Source organism: Streptomyces sp. NBC_01267 (assembly GCF_036241575.1).
Classification (GTDB): Bacteria; Actinomycetota; Actinomycetes; order Streptomycetales; family Streptomycetaceae; genus Streptomyces.
The window spans coordinates 267,971-284,505 of sequence record NZ_CP108455.1 but is presented as its reverse complement, the minus strand read 5'-3'; the positions used below and the strand labels follow the sequence as shown (position 1 = coordinate 284,505).

Annotated in this window: 14 protein-coding genes and 1 pseudogene; 8 read left to right on the top strand and 7 right to left on the bottom strand. The window is 68.7% G+C overall.

The window, feature by feature from the left end:
• The first annotated feature begins 35 nt into the window (after positions 1-35).
• Complete coding sequence (locus OG709_RS01470; RefSeq protein WP_250304985.1) at positions 36-1,148, top strand: ABC transporter substrate-binding protein; 1,113 nt, start codon at positions 36-38, stop codon at positions 1,146-1,148.
• A gap of 69 nt (positions 1,149-1,217) precedes the next feature.
• On the opposite strand, the gene OG709_RS01465 is transcribed toward OG709_RS01470, so the two are convergent.
• The 5 genes from OG709_RS01465 to OG709_RS01445 form a co-directional block, all read right to left on the bottom strand.
• Entirely contained in the window at positions 1,218-2,033 is an 816-nt protein-coding gene (locus tag OG709_RS01465; RefSeq protein WP_329164437.1) for a DUF899 family protein, read from the bottom strand.
• 292 nt (positions 2,034-2,325) lie between these two features.
• Positions 2,326-3,018: a TetR/AcrR family transcriptional regulator gene (locus OG709_RS01460; RefSeq protein ID WP_250304987.1), complete on the bottom strand. Its 693-nt coding sequence runs from the start codon at positions 3,016-3,018 to the stop codon at positions 2,326-2,328.
• 541 nt (positions 3,019-3,559) lie between these two features.
• Positions 3,560-4,540, bottom strand: a complete 981-nt coding sequence (locus tag OG709_RS01455) for a hypothetical protein (protein ID WP_329164436.1) — start codon at positions 4,538-4,540, stop codon at positions 3,560-3,562.
• Positions 4,541-4,717: 177 nt separating this feature from the next.
• Positions 4,718-5,011 carry a class I SAM-dependent methyltransferase gene (locus tag OG709_RS01450; RefSeq protein ID WP_329164435.1) on the bottom strand — a complete coding sequence of 98 codons (294 nt, stop codon included), beginning with the start codon at positions 5,009-5,011 and terminating at the stop codon, positions 4,718-4,720.
• Positions 5,012-5,095: 84 nt separating this feature from the next.
• Entirely contained in the window at positions 5,096-6,481 is a 1,386-nt protein-coding gene (locus tag OG709_RS01445) for an FAD-dependent oxidoreductase (protein ID WP_329164433.1), read from the bottom strand.
• A gap of 499 nt (positions 6,482-6,980) precedes the next feature.
• Here OG709_RS01445 and OG709_RS01440 point away from each other — a divergent pair, with 499 nt between their 5' ends.
• A complete protein-coding gene (locus OG709_RS01440) occupies positions 6,981-7,415 on the top strand; it encodes a VOC family protein (RefSeq protein WP_329164431.1) in 435 nt (144 codons plus the stop codon).
• A gap of 235 nt (positions 7,416-7,650) precedes the next feature.
• Here the strand turns inward: OG709_RS01440 and OG709_RS01435 are convergent, their stop codons facing one another.
• Positions 7,651-8,298, bottom strand: coding sequence for a class I SAM-dependent methyltransferase (locus tag OG709_RS01435; protein ID WP_326695460.1), 648 nt, complete (start codon positions 8,296-8,298; stop codon positions 7,651-7,653).
• A gap of 722 nt (positions 8,299-9,020) precedes the next feature.
• Here OG709_RS01435 and OG709_RS01430 point away from each other — a divergent pair.
• The gene (locus OG709_RS01430; protein WP_329164428.1) at positions 9,021-10,463 is read left to right on the top strand and encodes a cellulase family glycosylhydrolase; all 1,443 of its coding nucleotides are present in this window, start codon (positions 9,021-9,023) and stop codon (positions 10,461-10,463) included.
• Positions 10,464-10,865: 402 nt separating this feature from the next.
• Entirely contained in the window at positions 10,866-11,924 is a 1,059-nt protein-coding gene (locus OG709_RS01425) for a D-alanyl-D-alanine carboxypeptidase family protein (protein ID WP_266644670.1), read from the top strand.
• 369 nt (positions 11,925-12,293) lie between these two features.
• On the opposite strand, the gene OG709_RS01420 is transcribed toward OG709_RS01425, so the two are convergent.
• Positions 12,294-12,620: a hypothetical protein gene (locus OG709_RS01420; protein ID WP_250304995.1), complete on the bottom strand. Its 327-nt coding sequence runs from the start codon at positions 12,618-12,620 to the stop codon at positions 12,294-12,296.
• Between the two features lie 517 nt (positions 12,621-13,137).
• Between OG709_RS01420 and OG709_RS01415 the strand changes: the two genes are divergently transcribed.
• The 4 genes and pseudogenes from OG709_RS01415 (at position 13,138) to OG709_RS01400 (ending at position 16,227) form a co-directional block, all read left to right on the top strand.
• Positions 13,138-13,686, top strand: coding sequence for a TetR/AcrR family transcriptional regulator (locus OG709_RS01415; protein WP_329164426.1), 549 nt, complete (start codon positions 13,138-13,140; stop codon positions 13,684-13,686).
• A gap of 27 nt (positions 13,687-13,713) precedes the next feature.
• A complete protein-coding gene (locus tag OG709_RS01410) occupies positions 13,714-14,427 on the top strand; it encodes a hypothetical protein (RefSeq protein WP_326695462.1) in 714 nt (237 codons plus the stop codon).
• 92 nt (positions 14,428-14,519) lie between these two features.
• A pseudogene (locus tag OG709_RS01405) lies at positions 14,520-14,915 on the top strand (prolipoprotein diacylglyceryl transferase family protein); the annotation flags it as partial.
• 394 nt (positions 14,916-15,309) lie between these two features.
• Complete coding sequence (locus tag OG709_RS01400; protein ID WP_250304998.1) at positions 15,310-16,227, top strand: S1 family peptidase; 918 nt, start codon at positions 15,310-15,312, stop codon at positions 16,225-16,227.
• Positions 16,228-16,535 lie beyond the last annotated feature (308 nt).

The window sequence follows — 16,535 nt, the reverse complement described above, 5'->3', positions numbered from 1 at the left end:
CGGCAATCAAATCTTCACAAAGGGGACGCCGACGTATGAATACGCCACCATCGCCACCTGGGGCGGAGCGGACTGACGGGGTATCCGTCCAGATCGGCGCTCTCCTTCCCCTGACCCGTCCTGGCTGGGGCGAGGCGGGTCAACACCTGCTCGCTGGACTCGAGTTGGCCGTTCGTGAAGTCAATGACGTCGGCGGGATCGGCGGAAGGCCACTTGAACTGGTGGTCCGAGACACCGCCGCTGATCCTCGGAGGGCCGCGGCGGCCGTGGACGAATTGGCTCGCCTGGGCGTGGCTGCCTTGGCGGGGGAGTACCACAGCGTCGTCGCTCGCGCCGCTGCCGCCAGGGCCGACGCCCTCGGCCTACCGTTCCTCTGCTCGTCAGCGGTTCTCGACGCGCTCACCGAACAGCCGACGGAATGGGTCGCGCGTCTCGCCCCGGCGCAGTCCCACGGCTGGCAGATCTACGCAGACTTCCTCCTCGGCGCGGGCCACAGCCGCATCGCCGTAGCGACCCAGCCGAGTGTCTACTGGGCATCCGGGGCGCGCATTCTGCGGGACTACCTCGCTCCACGTGGCGGCAACGTCATCGAAATCGACATGAGCGCGCTCGCTCCTGCGGACGTGTGCGACGAACTCGTCGAAAATCGCGCAACTGCCCTCCTCCTTCTGGTCGGCCACCCTGAGCCGGCCGTGTCGATCGTCAAGTCCGTCCGCCGTGACCCGCGCCTCGCCGCGATCATGATCGGTGCTCCGGCCGGGCAGCCGGAGTTCGCCGAATGGGCGACGTCGCTGGGCAAGGACGGCGCAGCGGTCCCGTTCTTGCGCTACCTGCCCGAGCGGCTCACCCCCCTTGGTGAACGAGTCGAGAGGGCCCTTCGCGAGGAGCTGGCCGAAGCGCCCTCCTTCGTCGCTTTCGAGGGTTACGACACGGTCGCGGTCCTCGCCGATGTGCTGCGTTCTCACGGCGTGGACCGGGTGCGCACGGCCGAATCCTGGCCGCGCGTCGCAGTCGAAGGCACCCGTGGGCAGATCCAGTTCTCCCGCGTACCAGGTATCAGCGTGTGGCAATGGGCTTGGACGCCGGTCCAGGTCGTCGACCGCGATCCGGCGGAACCGGATCGTTTTCGGGTCCTTCACACCGGCTGAGGGCGCCAGCACCTTTTACAGCCGGAGCCGGAGCCGCAGCCGCCGAACCACCGCCGTCGACGAAGCGCGTCAGCGGTGGTTGCCGTGCCGGCCGAGCGTTTCCACGGGGGTCGCGCCGGGGCGGGTCCACTGCGGCACGGGTCGGCTGGTCGGGCCCCAGGTGGCGACGCCATCGGCGTCCGAGCGCCAGTACCAGCAGGCGTGGTGGCCTTCGGGCGAGGGGGCCTCGCTGCCACCGCCGGTCAGGTGACGGCCCTCGGGCTGGTCCTCCCACGCCTCGCCGCGGCCGTACGGTGTCATGTCGAGAAGCGCGAAGAATCCGGAGACGGGCTCGTTGCCACGGCCCGTCGTGGAGTAGGTGAGGAACACGCGATCGCCGTCGCGCAGGAAACAGGTGATGTGCCCCATTTCCCCGCCGACCGGCGCTTCCACGTCCCGCACCGAGTACCAGGGCTGGGTGTAGCCCATGAACTCGACGTAGGGAGCCACCTCGCCCCACGACCCCGAGGTCAGGATGGCGAACGAGACGCCCCGGGCGTTGAGGTAGACGGCGTCCTTCACCTGCCAGGCCATGGTGGTACAGCCTTCGCACTGACCCTGGTGAGGTGCGCCGTCGTACCACATGTGCTGGTAGACCACGAGCTCGTCGCGGCCCTGGAACAGGTCGAGGAACGGGACCGGCCCGTCAGCGCCGGTGACTTCGACCGTGCCGTCGAGATCGACCATCGGCAGCCGCCGCCGGGCCGCGGCGATCGCGTCGCCCTCATGGGTGTGTGCCTTCTCGCGGACCAGCAACTCCTCGCGCGCAGCCTGCCAGGTGGCCAGGTCGACGACTGGTGGCTTGCCGGGGAGGTCGCTGCTCGTGTTGCCGGGCGTGATCGTCATGCTGTGCTCCTTGGCGTCTCGTACCGGGCAGCGTCGCACGGCGTACGACGGCCACCGGGGCAGACTCGCGACCGGGCCGGAACTCATCGGCACAGGGGTGCTTTCGGCCGAGCCCGGCAGTCGGCGATGGCGGATCGGGGAACCTCGCCGACGAACATCATTTTCCTGGTCCGCCCGACGGGCAGGCAGCCGCAGTCCCCTGCGCCAGGCCGGCGGCGGGTCCGGGTTCACCGGCTGCCCGGGGTTGGCGGGGGCGAACCGGTACGGAGCCCGCGGGGCCGGAGCCGCGGCCTCAACCGTTCCGGGCGACGGCGTACCCGACGAGCAGCGCTGCAAGGATGTCGGCCAGCCGCGGTTCGACGTCGACGATGGTGTGGGACAGCTCGGGGTCTGTCTCGTAGAAGGCACGCAACTGCGTGCCAGGGGCGGCCATTTGCCACAGGGCCCCGGCCATCGAGGTGGCGGTCGTCACGACGTCGTGCGCCTGGTCGACATCGAGGGGAGCGATCGTGGCCAGCGTGGCACTGATCTTCGCGACCTCCGCGATGGCGCCCTTCTTGAAGACCCGGACGATGCCGGTGGAGACGTTGCGCTCCAGGTTGAGCGGGGTGTGGGCCAGTAGGTCGCAGAACAGCGGGCGCGCCACCAGCGACCGGGCCAGCGTGTCGGCGATCGAGCGCGCCGTGCGATCCCACGCGCGATCGCCGGCGGCGGGGCAGGGGGTGACGGCCTCAAGGCGGCTGCGTACGTCGGCTGACCAGTCCTCCCAGGCACTTGCCGCAAGACGCAGGAAGATGTCCTCGCGCGTCTCGAAGTAACGGAGCATGGCCGACTTGTGCATGCCGACCTCGTCGGCGATGGCTGTCACGGTCACCTCCCGGACTCCCTTCGACGTAGCGAGGTGTTCCGCCGCCGCGAGGATCGCGTTCTCGCGGGCGCGCTTGGTCTCGGGACTGCGGGCGCGCAGGAATTCAGCTTTGGCCATGAGCTCGGTGTAACGAAACATGGTTTTGGTAATGACGCAACCGCGGTCTTGCTGCGGGTGGCCGGTCCTGCGATTAGTGCAACCGTGTTTCGGTATAGATGTGAGTACACACATCCGCACCTGGTTCATCACCGGTTCCTCGCGCGGCTTCGGCCGCTGGGGCGCGTTCAAGCAGAGACTGGCCGTGAGCGTCCCGGACCTCTTGGAGAATGGGCAGATCAAGGCCCCTGCCACGGAAGTCCTGATGGCTGGGGCCGAACGATGGGCCGCCGAAACCGGTTGGCGGGCAACGTGAGTTGACCCCGACGAGGTGGAAGAAGCCGGGCACGCCGTACCGGGGGAGAGGCTGATGACCCTCGACCGAGCGGCTGCGATCCCGCCCGACGCCTGTCATGGCCGCCAGCGGTGCACAACGGAGAGCGTCGTCGCTACCCGTCGCCCGAAGTCTGCCCCGGCGATGTCCCGCAGAACAGGGGCGCAGGAGCTCAGGACAGCGAGACACGTTTCGCGGTCTCTCGGTCGGAAGGCCGCTCCGCCACTCTCAGGCACCGCCCGGTACTTGGGGCGACCGTCGACTGCGCGGGCCTGGCGGAGGTGACGGCGGATCCGCAGGGGCGACAAGCCTCCGCAAGGGGAGGGTGAACGTGTAGGAGCGCTGTGCGGCGCATCCCTGGCAGGTGCCGACGAACCGGGAGAGGAGGTGATCGTCGGCCTCGGTAAGGATGTTGCGCCAGAAGCAGCGGAACTCCCCGCACCCGCAAGACCGTTGGCTGACGCTGATGAACGCGTTGGTGTTGGAGTCGTGACCGCCCTCAGGCGGCATCTGCCGCAAGGCGTCACCACCGTCGGTATCGGGCAGTCCGTACTGCCTCCGCTTCCACGATGTCTCCTCGGCGGTGAGAAGGCCCGACCCGCCGCATTCCACACATCTGCCAGGCCCCGCGTTGTTCGCGGCGCACAGACATCGCCCGTAGCCGCCGCTGCCACCGCTGTAGGGCCTGCCCTCACACTCCAGGCACATTCCCCAGCCGTGGCAGTCATCGCACAACACCCCATCGGCCGTGCTCGGAGTGAAGGGCGGCTGGCGCAGATGCCGCTCGGTGTACACGACCGGTGTCCAGCCGGTGAACGTCACGATTCCCCGCCCGCTGCCCTCGTAGACCCTCACCTCGAACTCTTCGCGGTGTACTGTCGCACCCCTCTCCCCGGGGTGGTCCGAGGGCCGTCGCTGTACGGTCCAGCCGGCCGCGGAGAAGGCGTTCAGGGCGTCGTCGAATCCTGGAGACGTGGGGCGATCGTCCCCGTCGGCGCAGAGGAGGAACAAGAAGCGGTGGCCGACCGGCGCGGGGTCACGCAGCCGTACCGGATCAGTCCACTCGCGGACCACCATCGGTCGGCGGTCCGGATACAGCGCGGAAGTGATCTCCAGCAGCTCCCCTTTGAGCCACACCGCACTTCCGGGGACAGTGGGCGCGCCAGCGTGTCCCTGCTCATCGGTCGCATCGGTCATTGTGGATGCCATCCCTCCCTCACTCGGAGACGTCCATGATGCGCCGCCCGGCAACAGCGGTGTCAGCTGGACCGGTAAGACCGAGGGGGTGGGCGGCCGTCAGGCCCTTCCGGCGCCGGTCCTCGCACGCCGGACCACCAGCCGCGAAACCTCGGGCAACGGCGGGCCTACCGGGCAGCAGAACAGAGTTCAGGCCGCCTTCGCTGCGGACAGGGCGCCGCCTTTGTACGACGACGCGCCGGGCGGCGGTCGGGTGCGGCAGCGCAGCATCTCCCACGAAGAACTCGCCACCCGGCACCAGGCGCCGGTGGATGTTGCGGCACATCGCTCCATCGACGCAGTGTTCTCGGCGTAGTTGAGGCGCTGAACCCCGACCGCGATGTCGAAGCGCCGGTCGGGAGGCCGCAACTCGGCCACGTCACCGACCTCGTAGCTCACACCCAGCGGGGCACGCTGCTCGAACTCCCGCGCGGCGGCGGTCATCTCGACGGAGATGTCGACACCGAAGACGTCCGTCGCGCCACACCGCTTGAACTTCCGGGGCGCCGTCCTTGTCTTGCCGAGGTGTCAGGCAAGTACCCGGCCCGGGATGAGCGCTTCCCACTGATCCCGGGTCGGACCGTCGTACGTCGGCGAGAAGTCCGGGCGGGCATCCAGCCAGGCGGTGAGGTGTCGGTCCACCTCGTCGGTTCCGTAGGCGTCGTGGGCCGGTTGCAGGAGATGGCGTACCTGGGCTCGGGCCCGCATCACGACAGGATCATCGAAGGCGCAGGCCGCCAGGGCGGCAGCCCGCCGATCCGAGCGGGGTGAGGCCTCGGCGAGGCGTTGCTCGTTGGCACGGTCGGCCGATACCTGCGCGTCGAACCACGGGCGGAGGGCTTGTGCCGTCCAGTCGTGGTAAACGACAGGATCCGCGGTGATCTGGTCGACATGGGTGGCGAGGTGCTGGGCGGCGCGCAGTCCCAGGGCTGCGCCGTGGCCCAGGGTGGGGTTGGTGTGGATGAGGCTGTCCCCGGCGTTGACCAGGCCGGTGACGACGGGGCCGTCATCGTCGGTGAGGGAGGTCCATCGGTTGTCCAGGCCGGCCATCGCGAGGACGGCCGACTGAGGTTCGGGGGCCAGGTCGAGCCAGGCGGCAGTGGCGGGGAAGCGGCGCGCGGCGGCCTCGAACACTGCGGGGTCGGTGAGCGCGCCGCGGGTCGGGTCGCCGGTGGAGAGCGCCAGGTGCAGCGCGAAGGTGTCGTTGTCGGAAGGGAAGACACCGGCGAGCGCGAACGGAGCGGAGGAGCCGGTCTGCACCCGACCGGGGTCACGCGGACCGTCGGCACGCAGGCGGTACCAGCGACACAGATAGGCGATCCCGGTCCGATGGCTGTCGACCACGGGCGGGCGGCAGCCGGCCGCGGTCAGCCAGCCGGGAACCGGCGAGCGGCGACCGGACGCATCGACCACAAGATCCGCCTGGTGCGTTTCCGCCCCCACCCGCACACCGGAGACCCGGGCAGGGCGGCCCTCCTCGATGGTGAGAGCGCTCACCCGTCGGCCTCGTCGCACGTCAACGGTGTGTTCCCGCCGCACAGCCGCGGTCAAGGCGGCCTCCAGCACGATGCGGCGGGTGCGCAGGGTCACCAAGTCCTCGTCCCCGGAACGGTGGGGCGGATGCTCATCGAACCAGTCGAAGTCGTGGTATTCCTGGGCTCCGCGCGTCAGCAGGTCCTCGTAGACATCAGGGACTTCGGTGCGCAACACCGTGCGTACGGGGGCGAGGAACGAGTGAGGTTGGACCGCCTGCGGAACTCGGGGCCTGTGCCAGTGGAAGAAGTCCCGGTTCAGGTCGTCTCCGGCCTGCCGTACGTCCTGCTCGAACACCGCGACCGTGTGGCCCCGTCGGCCGAGCATGAGCGCGGCGCCCAGCCCGCTGATGCCCCCACCGATTATTGCAACCCGCGCCATTGAGCTCCCCTTCGCGTCGTGTTGCGGGATGATCCTACTGCTCGGCGGCATCGGCGGCCGGAGTGCTGTCCGGGCGTGCGAGGAGGTGGACGTACCCGAACGAGAATCGGGCGCAGGGCCGGGTTCGACTGCTCCTGGCAGGGGTGCGGGGTCGGTGAGGACGGGTATGCCGAGGCCGACCAGCTGGGGCATAGCCGCAGCTCGGGGACGGCTCGCCAACCGATCCTCGTGACCGGCATGCCCCGAGCGGGCAGCAGCACCGCCTGCGCGCGCCGCCGGGGATCCACCGGGTGACGCCGTCGACTGCCACACAGATACCCCAAGACACGACCGTGGCTGGTCCAGAGACACGACCGTGGCTGGTCCAGCCGTTGACGCAGCCACAGTTGTTGCTGATCTGCATCCGGTCCCTGGCGAGGGCCACGGACGACATCACATGGCACTGGCCAGGGGGCCGGCCTGTGGAGACGACGAAAGGCCCCGTCTCTATAGTGGACCGATGGCGTTGATCAAGCAGATCCAAATAACCTTCGACTGCACGGAACCTGAGCGTGTTGCCCGTTTCTGGTGCGAGGTGTTGGGGTACGTCGTACCGCCGCCACCGGACGGGTTTGCCACGTGGGACGACTTCGATCGCGCACTGCCACCTGAGCGTCAGGGTTCGGCGTTCGCATGCAAGGATCCCTCAGGTGTGGGCCCTCGACTGTTCTTCCAGCGCGTTCCCGAAGGCAAGGTCGTCAAGAATCGGCTGCATCTCGACGTGCGCGTCGCCACTGGGCTCGTGGGTGAAGAGCGCCTGGCCGCACTTGAGGCCGAGTGCACACGACTGGTCGCACTCGGCGCTGTACGTGGGCAACTGCTGCTTGCCGATGGATTCAACGAGTCGTGCCTCGTGATGCAGGACATCGAGGGCAACGAGTTCTGTCTCGACTGAGTGGCCGAACGTGGCACCTGCATGAGTCGGCTGGTGCAGTTCGCCGTCATCACGAGGGTCGTCGTCCCGCGTCCCGCCAACGGTCCCGACCCCGAACCACGCCTCGGACTCTCCCTCGTTCGCCCCACATCGGAGTGCGAACGAGGGAGAGCCCTGGTCACGAATCGACGCCTGGAACCTGGCGGACCCCTGTCCGGCAGGTCGGCCCCCGTGTGTTCGGCCAGGCAGTCCCGGTTCAGGCCTTGCGGGCGAGCAGTTGAATCTCCTGGAACTGCCGTCGGTCGGTCGGCTGAGGCTCGCGAACCAGGCGAGCCACCTCGGCCAAGCCGGACTTGCGCAGCATCGCGGTGAGGTGATCAGGCGACCACCGATAGGCCGGCGCAACTGCATGATCGAAGACCTGCGTCGGGTGAGACGGGCCAGCGCTTGCCGAAAAGCCGATCAGAAGGTGGCCGCCAGGTGCCAGCACCCGATGGAACTCCGCCAGGATGGCCGGGAGTTCCTGCGGCGGCGTGTGGATGATGGACCAACGTGAGAGTACGCCGCCCAGCACGCCGTCCGCGATGTCCAACGCGGCCATCGAGCCCAGGTCGAACCGCAGGCCCGGATAGGCCTGTCGAGCCAACTCGACCATCGCGGAAGAGGTGTCGACACCAAACGTAGTCAGCCCCAACTCGGCCAGGTGGGCGGTGATATGGCCAGGCCCACACCCCAGATCCGCGACCCGACCGTTCCCACTCGCACGCACGAACTCGGCGAAGGCACCCAGGATCCCGCGGTCCAGGGGACTGTCACGCAGTGTGTCGCGGAACAACTGCGCGTAGGTGAGGGCAGCAGCGTCGTAGGCCTCGCGGGTGGCACTCAGGGCATCACTTTCAACCATGCCCGCGACACTAGTTCCCGGCCACGGGGCGAGCCGAGAAAATCACCAACTTGCCTTCCCCTTCGCGGCCCAAGTGGCTGTAGTTCGCGCGAGAACCGGGTTCTGGCACGGAGCTTGGGGGAACGGTCGCGGAGTGTTGGCCCGGTGATCGAATGTGCTCGTTGATTGGCTACTCAAGGGCTCGGTAGTCAAAGGGCTCGGTAGTCGGGTGACGGATGAACCAGCTCGGGGTGTTCCGCTACGTACCGATCGCCGTGGATCGCCGGCATCGCCCAGTGTCACGCCTCGTCGTGAATGATCAGCCCGCGGTCCGGCGCCTCAGCCGGTTCGTACGGGTATCTCTCCAGGGCAGCCTCCCTGGCCTCCTTCGGCTCCGGCCCGCCGTGATGCTGTATCACCCCGGACAGAGAATCCAGGGGCCGGCCGTCTCCCGACGGCGTCGTGTGGTCGCTCCTCGACCTGGCGATCTGCCTTGATCTGGCCGGACAGACCGATGCGAACCCGGGGATCGAGCGCGAGGCGCTCAGCTCTTGGAACGTGTCGGGCCGGCGCTCACGGGACGGGTCGGCGCCCGCCTGGCGGGCCAGCTGGGCATCGGCGCCCTCGAAGAAGGAAGTCCCGCCAACTCCCGCGTACTCCTTTGAAGTTGACCCACTCGCCAGTAACATCCGACCGGCCAGTAACACGCCGCCCGAGCAGCCACCCGCGAAAGGGTCTCCTGCATGCGCTTGACCTCCCGCGTCGCCCCCATCGCCCTCGCCGTGGCCGCCCTCCTGCTCGGCGTCCTCCCCGCGCAGGCCCAGGCCCACTCCGACCGCGCCACCGACCGCGCCACCGACCGCGCCCCCGACCGGGTCACGGTAGGTGACCGCACCTTCATCGCCGATGGCCAAGGCCGCGCGCTCCAGTGGCACGGCTTCAATCTTGCCGACAAGAGCAACCGAGGCACCGACGCGTTCGCCGACATCCACGAGAGCGACCTCGAAGACATGGCCGCCCGGGGCTTCAACCTCGCGCGCCTCGCGTTCTTCTGGGACGACCTCGAACCCACCCCCGGGCACTACGACCGCAGCTACCTCGCCAAGATGCGCCGCATCCTCGACTGGGCCGACCGCTACCACATCAAGGTCATCCTCGACGCCCACCAGGACGTATTCGGCCCGCACTTCGGCTCCCGCGGCATCCCCGACTGGGCTACCCGCGACGAGGGGCTGCCGTTCTCGCAGATACCCGACGACTGGTTCTCCGAGTACTTCGAGCCATCCGTACAGACCGCCTTCGACCACCTGTACAAGGACGCCGATCTCCGCGCCGCGCAGGCTCGGATGTGGATGACGGTCGCCTCCGCCCTGGGCGGGCACCCGGCGCTGCTCGGCTACGACTTGATGAATGAGCCGTTCGCGAAGTTCCTCGAAGGCGAAGACCTCCCGGCCGCCGCAGCCCGCTTCGAGGCCACCGAGCTCACCGAGCTGTGGAACCGCCTCGCCCGGGCGATCCGCCTGGTCGACCACAGGTCGTGGGTATTCGTCGAACCCACCGTCATCGTCGGTGAGGGCGTCCCGACCCAACTGGGTCACATCGACGACCCGCACGCCGGCTACGCGCCGCACTTCTACGAGACCGCGATGGAAACCGGCGGCGACTACGACCCCGACGGTCCCTTCATCCCCGCCTACGAGGCCGCGATCAGCGACTACCCGAGCCGTAACCGGATGCCGGTGATCGTGGGGGAGTGGGGCGGCAACCCCGACGTTCCGCACGGAAGCCAGTTCGTCACCGACATGACGGCTGCCTTGGACCGCTTCTCCAGCGGCTGGACGTGGTGGCAGTGGTGCCGGGGCGGCGGTTACTGCTTCCTCGACCAGACGGGCGCCGCGAAGCCCAACGCCCAGCTGCTCGTCCAGCCGTACGCGCGGGCCGTCGCGGGCGACCCGCTCACGTTCGCGTACGACCCGGCTGCACGCACGTACACGCTCACCTTCCGCACCCGCGACAATGCCGAGGGGTCCACTCTGATCACTGTGCCCAGGGACACGTACCCAGGCGGCTACCGCGTGAATGTCCAAGGCGGCAAGGCCAGTTGGGGCGACCACGGCCAGACCGTCACGGTGAGCACCCACGGCGGGGCCGGAGCTACCTACCGGGTCACGATCAGCCCGAGGTAGCCCACCCGTTCGCTCACGGGCGTCATCCGCACCACGCGGCTCCTGTCTGAGACAGGGGTCGCGTTCAGCGGCCTTTGAGCGTTCACACACGGACGGGGAGTTGGTATCCCGCTTGCGGGGCGGATATCGGACAAAACAGGTCGGACGCCTCGGAGTTGGCATCCTGGTACCGGATCGACGGACGCCGGTCGGCTCTGGTGCCCCAGGGGAGTCGGTCCGCTACCGCGCGCGAGCAACCCCACAGGCCCCACCAGTCACCTGCGCAACATCTGCACACCGTCGGATCTCGTTACCTGGCTATGACATACCCAGCTTGACAGTCGCTGTCATCACGCAAGTAGGTTCGATATGCACTGAGTTTCTACGAGTACCGGCGTCTCTGCGCCGGAAGGAGGGGACATCATGGGTTCCCACGCCCGCCCCAACCGGATACACCGAACCGGGGTCCGGATCGCGATGGTCGCACTTGTCGGGGCGGCCCTGCCGCTCACCGCCGGCGGCCTCGCCGAGGCGGCCACCCCCGGTGGCACGCACTCCGCCGACGAGGACGGTCGGCAGGGCAACGAGACCACCGCACCCGCCCACCAGAACCAGGACGCGCACCAGCGGGCCCAGCCTGCCCGGACGGCGCAGCACTCCGTCAGGGCCGCCGACGTGCAGGACGCGAAGGATCAGGCCGCCCCCGAGATCAACGCCGACCACGCCTTCCTGCTGGACGCTCGCGACGGCAGCCAGGAGCGGGAGATGTGGGCCGGTGCCAAGGCCGACGAGAGCGTACCGATGGCCAGCACCACGAAGATCATGACTGCCCTGGTGGTGCTCAAGCACCCGGAGTGGCTGAACCGGCAGATCACGGTCAAGCAGGAGTACCGGGACTACGTGCAGGAGGCCGGTGGCAGCACCGCCGACCTCCAGACCGGCGACACGCTGACCGTCGAACAGCTGTTGCACGCCATGCTGATCCCGTCCGGCGACGACGCCGCGATGGCCCTGGCCGACAACTTCGGCTCCGGGGACACCGAGGACGCGCGGATCGCCGACTTCGTGAGCCAGATGAACGCCGAGGCGCAGCAGTTGGGCCTCACCGGCACGCACTTCGACACCTTCGACGGCATCTCGCACGGCAACAACCACAGCACCGCCCGCGACCTGGCCAAGCTCGGTCAGCGCGCGATGCTGCAGCCGGTGTTCGCCGATGTCGTGCAGAACAAACAGTTCAAGACAGAGGCCCCGGCGGCCAACGGGCACACCCGGTACTACACCTGGAACACCACCAACGAGCTGCTGGGCAGCTACGACGGCGCCCTGGGCGTGAAGACCGGCAGCGGCCCGGAGGACGGCTACTGCGTCGTCTTCGCCGCCAAGCGGGACAACCGCACCCTGGTCGGCGCGATCCTCCGGGACGACACAGGCCGCTTCGACGACGCCACCAAGATGCTCGACTGGGGCTTCGCCCACTGAGTAGGACGCCCACCGGGAACGGCTTCGAGCCTCACCCCGCACAACGTCGATCACCTGGAGGAATCCTCTGTTGCACTGACAACTTGAGCATCCCCGAAGGGTTTCCGGAGCCTATGAGTTATGGTCCTGAACACTCGTCGGTGACTCTTGTCTTCCCTCCGACCGGCGACCGGGTCTCATCCGCGCACGCGGAGGTACGTTCCCCAGTTCTGCGGCCCCGGGCGGCATTGCCCGTCCGGGCTCGCCCGCAGTAGGCGGGCTCCAGGTCGTGGCGGGCGCCCGCCACGACCTGGAGGGTTCGCCGGAGAGAAATCCCAGCCCGCGCGAAGGACGCCTCCTTGCGGCCCGGGGCGGCGAGAGAACGGCCGGTCAGGTGGCCTCGACCTGGACCTTGACCACGTAGGCACCGAGGTCGCACCACACGGTCGAGGTCCCCCCGGACACGGCCCTGTTACCGAAGTGGCGGTACTGGTACCCCTGCTTGTCGCACACGACGGACGCGGTGAAGGCCGCGCCGGTGCAGGTGACCCTCGCTCCCTTGTGACCGCCGCTCCCCGTGAGAGGAGTAGCAGGCCCACAGTTGAGGGCCTGCACCTGTGCCGGGGCGGCGGTGGCGGGCGCAGCCGCACTGAGCAGTCCCGCACCCAGCAGTGCTGTTGCCGCGATGGACCCGACGAGTCGATTCCGGTTAATCACATTTCCCCCGTAGGTGGTGGTTCCGACTTCCGTAACGCTAGATCCATTCCGGGCAGTTCCGGCAGAGCGCACAGGGTGACTGAGGTGGCGTGCGGAGCGCGGGAGGCGGGGCACGCACCACTGCACGCCTGGGCGGTCTTGTGCAGCGCGCGAGCGCCACACCGCGGTCTGTCGGTCCCACCCACCGGCCGGAGGTTCGAGTTCCCTGAACCGGTTCCGCGCCGGGCGTTGTGGTGGTGCTGGCTGCCGCAGTTGTCGCAGTTCGGCACCGTCCAGGCTTGACGGCTAACACTGTTAGTCGTACCTTGGCGCAACGCGGCTAACACTGTTAGCCATGTCGGTCGGTCGCAACGTGAGAGGGCTGCAGTGAACACCGCCACAGCCAGTGAAAGGCACCAACTGCCGGTCGTCGCCGCGCTCGTGTTCGTCAGCGGCCCCCTGGGCCCACCCACCGTCCGGACGCCTGCTTCCGGATACGGACGGCCCACCCGCATCGCGATCACAGGGACGGCCCGTCGTGGCTGACCGCGCGCGGCAGATCATGGCCGCCGCCCGGGAACTGCTCGACGCCGAAGGGCCGGATGCGCTGTCGATGCGGCGCATCGCCGAGCGTGTCGGTATCCGAGCGCCTTCCTTGTACAAGCATTTTCCGGACAAGGCCGCTGTCGAGGCCGGGCTCCAGGTACAGGGGATGATCCAGCTGGCGGAGGAACTGGAGGCCGCCGAAGCAGAGATCGGCGGCGAGCCGCCTCTGCTCGTGCTCTCGCGCGCCTACCGTCGGCACGCTCTCGCAAACCCGCACCTCTACCGCATCACTCATGGTCGGCCGCTCGCACGCACCGAGCTCCCCGAGGGGCTCGAGGATCGCGCGGCGATGCCGCTGGCCCGCGCGGTGCACGGCGACATCGACATCGCGCGCTCGTTCTGGGCATTCGCGCACGGCATGGTCGTGCTCGAACTCGACGGCCGCTTCCCGTCCGGCGCGGATCTGGACGCCGCATGGTGCACCGGCTGCGAGGCGTTCGCCCGCGCAATCCGAGACAAGACCGGGCCGGACATCGTGTGACCACAACAAGACCGGGGGAGAGATCGCATGACCACAATCGCCGAGGAAGCCGCTTCCGGCGTCACCGCCCGCGCCGCCGGATACACACACGCCGCGGCGTGGATTCTCGGGCTCGCCGTCGCGTGGGGAGCCACACCCGAAGTCGGTGACACACACGCAGGGATCACGACTGCGTACGCCGACCGGCCCTTCCAGGCTGTGGCCCAGGCTCTGCTCGTTCACGGTGTGGCAGCTGTCGCCCTGGTGTTCGTCGGATCCGGAGTGCTCGACCGGGCTCGCCGTACCGGCAACACCGTGGCTCGGTCGGCCGGATGGGCCGGCATCGTCGCGGGGGCGTTCGGATGCGCGCAACTCGTCCTGGAACTGATCGCTATACCTGGGGCTGATCCAGCGTCACCGGGCAGGACCGGCGCACTGTTCGAAGCGGTCCAGCGTCTGGACGGTGTCAAGATGGTCGCACTGGCCGTGCTCGCCGCGGCTGCCTGTGTGGCCTCGCGGCGCGACGCACTGCTGCGGCGTCGAGAGGTCGTTCTCGGCTGGATCCTTGCCGTCACGATCACCGTGTCCGGCATCGGATACCTGCTCCTGTCCACCACCTTGACCCCGGCGGCATTCATTTCACTGCCCTTGCTGCTGATCTGGATCGCCGCACTCGGTGCGGCCCTCAGGCGTCGGCGATCGGGCATCGGCGATCAGGCGCCGACCCTGGGCGAAGCCAGCCGTGAGCGACGCCGGCCCTGAGCGCTCGTTCGACCGTACGGGCTTCTGGCCAAGGGCTCAGGAAGCCGTTCAGCGCACGCCTGATGACCAGTCCGTTTGACCGAGCCTCCTACGGAGCGACCGACGTCGCGACGTACCACCCCACCTTCCTCTACGAGTCCCTCTGGGACATCGGCGTCGCCGCACTGGTCCTCTGGGCGACCCGCCGGTTCGCGCTCGGTCACGGCAGGGCTTTCGCCCTGTACGTCGCCGCCTACACGGTCGGCCGGTTCTGGACCGAGTACCTGCGCATCGACGAGGCCCACACGTTCCTCGGCCTGCGCCTCAACAACTGGACCTCTGTGGTGGTCTTCCTCGGCGCCGTCGCCTGCCTCGTCGTATCGGCTCGCCGCCATCCGGGCATCGAGGACGTGTCCCGGCCGGAGGACGGGGGCGGCACCGAGAGGGCCGACGGGCCGCTCCGGGACGTCGCCGTCAACAGAGCGGGAGCGACGCACGATCACACGTGAGACCGTCGGCGCCACCGCGAGCCCGGGGCGACATGTCTCGCCGGGGCGCCTCGCTTCTTGCTCAGTACTCCGGCGAGGCCGGCGGGCAGGTGACTTCGCAGGCGCGGGCACGTCCGGTCCGGAGACGAATTGCTCCCACCCCGTGCAGACGGCCGTGTGCGTCGTAGGCGGCGGCTGCGGCCTCCTCGTGCTCTCGGGAGCGATGTGGGCAGGACGGGCTCGTGAGACGAACTCGCCCGAACGGTGGTGCCGGATACGGAGGTTGTCAACAGTGCGAAACGCGTCAGGAGGGAACCGCAGGGTAGCGGGCGCATTGTCGGTACGCGGACAATGCAGCGACCCTTCGACGTCCGGGTGCCGGTCGGCTCCCGGGCTGATCCGAGAGGAACCCACCATGCGCAAGCCTCTCCTTGCCACCCTGGCCACGCTCACCCTGGGCGCAGCCGCCCTGGCCGGAACTGCGGGCACGGCCGCCGCGGCCCCGGCCGGGGGAGGCCGTGCGGCCCCCGCCGTCACGACGCCGGGCGCGCATCCGGACGGCGGGAAGGTGACCCCCGCAGCGGCTCGGGCCACCTCATTCGCCGGCACGGTCGCACTCAGCAACTGTTCGGGCTCCCTGGTCCGTATGCCGAACTCGCAGTCGACGGACCCCGCGCTGGTCATGACGAACGGCCACTGCCTCGAAACGGGCTTTCCCAGCGCAGGCCAGGTCATCACCGGCCAGTCATCGACCCGCAGTTTCACGCTCCTCAACGCCTCGGCCGGCAGCGCCGGAACGCTCAAGGCGAACCAGGTCGTCTACTCGACGATGACCGACACCGACGTGACGATCTACCAACTGACCAAGACCTACGCCCAGATACAGCAATCCACCGGGATAGCCCCGCTGACGCTGTCCGCCACCCACCCGGTGCAGGGCCACGCGGTCAACGTGGTCTCCGGCTATTGGAAACAGGCCTACTCCTGCTCGGTCGACGGGTTCGCGTACCGCCTCAAGGAGGATCAGTGGACGTGGAAGGACGCCGTCCGCTACACCCCGGAATGCCAGGTCATCGGTGGCACTTCGGGCTCTCCGGTGATCGACACGACGACGGGACAGATCACGGCGATCAACAACACCACGAACGAGAGCGGCGAACGCTGCACCCTCGACAACCCCTGCGAGGTGGACGAACAGGGCACCGTGACCATCCGCGAGGGCATCGGCTACGCCGAGGAGACGTACGGCATCCCGGCGTGTTTCACCACGGGCAACAAGCTCGACCTGGCGGCAGCAGGGTGCGAACTGCCGAAACCGTCGGGGACGCGGTGACCTGGAAAGCCCCAGGGACGCGGTGACCTGACAGCCTTTCGCCACGGGCGCCGGGGCAAGCACGTCACCCGCGCCTCCCGCTTCCTTGTCCCGGGCCCCGGACGCGCCCGCCCCAAGCAGCCGTGTCGGGGGGCGCGTGGAGCACGCTCGTGTCGCAGGCGCCTGGGCAGGCGAGGTTTTCACGGGCGTTTCAGGCTGCTTCCGCGACAGGCCTGACCGCGACCGATGGTGCGCTCCAGCCTTCACGTCCGCTCGGGGCTGGAGCGCAGCAGCGGTGTCAAGGCATGTCGAGTTGGCGGCAGGTCCGG

Coding starts and splice junctions, on each gene's coding strand:
- OG709_RS01430 (WP_329164428.1), top strand. CDS start 9,021: ATGCGCTTGACCTCCCGCGTCGCCCCCATCGCCCTCGCCGTGGCCGCC.
- OG709_RS01455 (WP_329164436.1), bottom strand. CDS start 4,540: ATGGCATCCACAATGACCGATGCGACCGATGAGCAGGGACACGCTGGC.
- OG709_RS01410 (WP_326695462.1), top strand. CDS start 13,714: ATGACCACAATCGCCGAGGAAGCCGCTTCCGGCGTCACCGCCCGCGCC.
- OG709_RS01465 (WP_329164437.1), bottom strand. CDS start 2,033: ATGACGATCACGCCCGGCAACACGAGCAGCGACCTCCCCGGCAAGCCA.
- OG709_RS01400 (WP_250304998.1), top strand. CDS start 15,310: ATGCGCAAGCCTCTCCTTGCCACCCTGGCCACGCTCACCCTGGGCGCA.
- OG709_RS01435 (WP_326695460.1), bottom strand. CDS start 8,298: ATGGTTGAAAGTGATGCCCTGAGTGCCACCCGCGAGGCCTACGACGCT.
- OG709_RS01440 (WP_329164431.1), top strand. CDS start 6,981: ATGGCGTTGATCAAGCAGATCCAAATAACCTTCGACTGCACGGAACCT.
- OG709_RS01425 (WP_266644670.1), top strand. CDS start 10,866: ATGGGTTCCCACGCCCGCCCCAACCGGATACACCGAACCGGGGTCCGG.
- OG709_RS01470 (WP_250304985.1), top strand. CDS start 36: ATGAATACGCCACCATCGCCACCTGGGGCGGAGCGGACTGACGGGGTA.
- OG709_RS01450 (WP_329164435.1), bottom strand. CDS start 5,011: ATGACCGCCGCCGCGCGGGAGTTCGAGCAGCGTGCCCCGCTGGGTGTG.
- OG709_RS01460 (WP_250304987.1), bottom strand. CDS start 3,018: ATGGCCAAAGCTGAATTCCTGCGCGCCCGCAGTCCCGAGACCAAGCGC.
- OG709_RS01445 (WP_329164433.1), bottom strand. CDS start 6,481: ATGGCGCGGGTTGCAATAATCGGTGGGGGCATCAGCGGGCTGGGCGCC.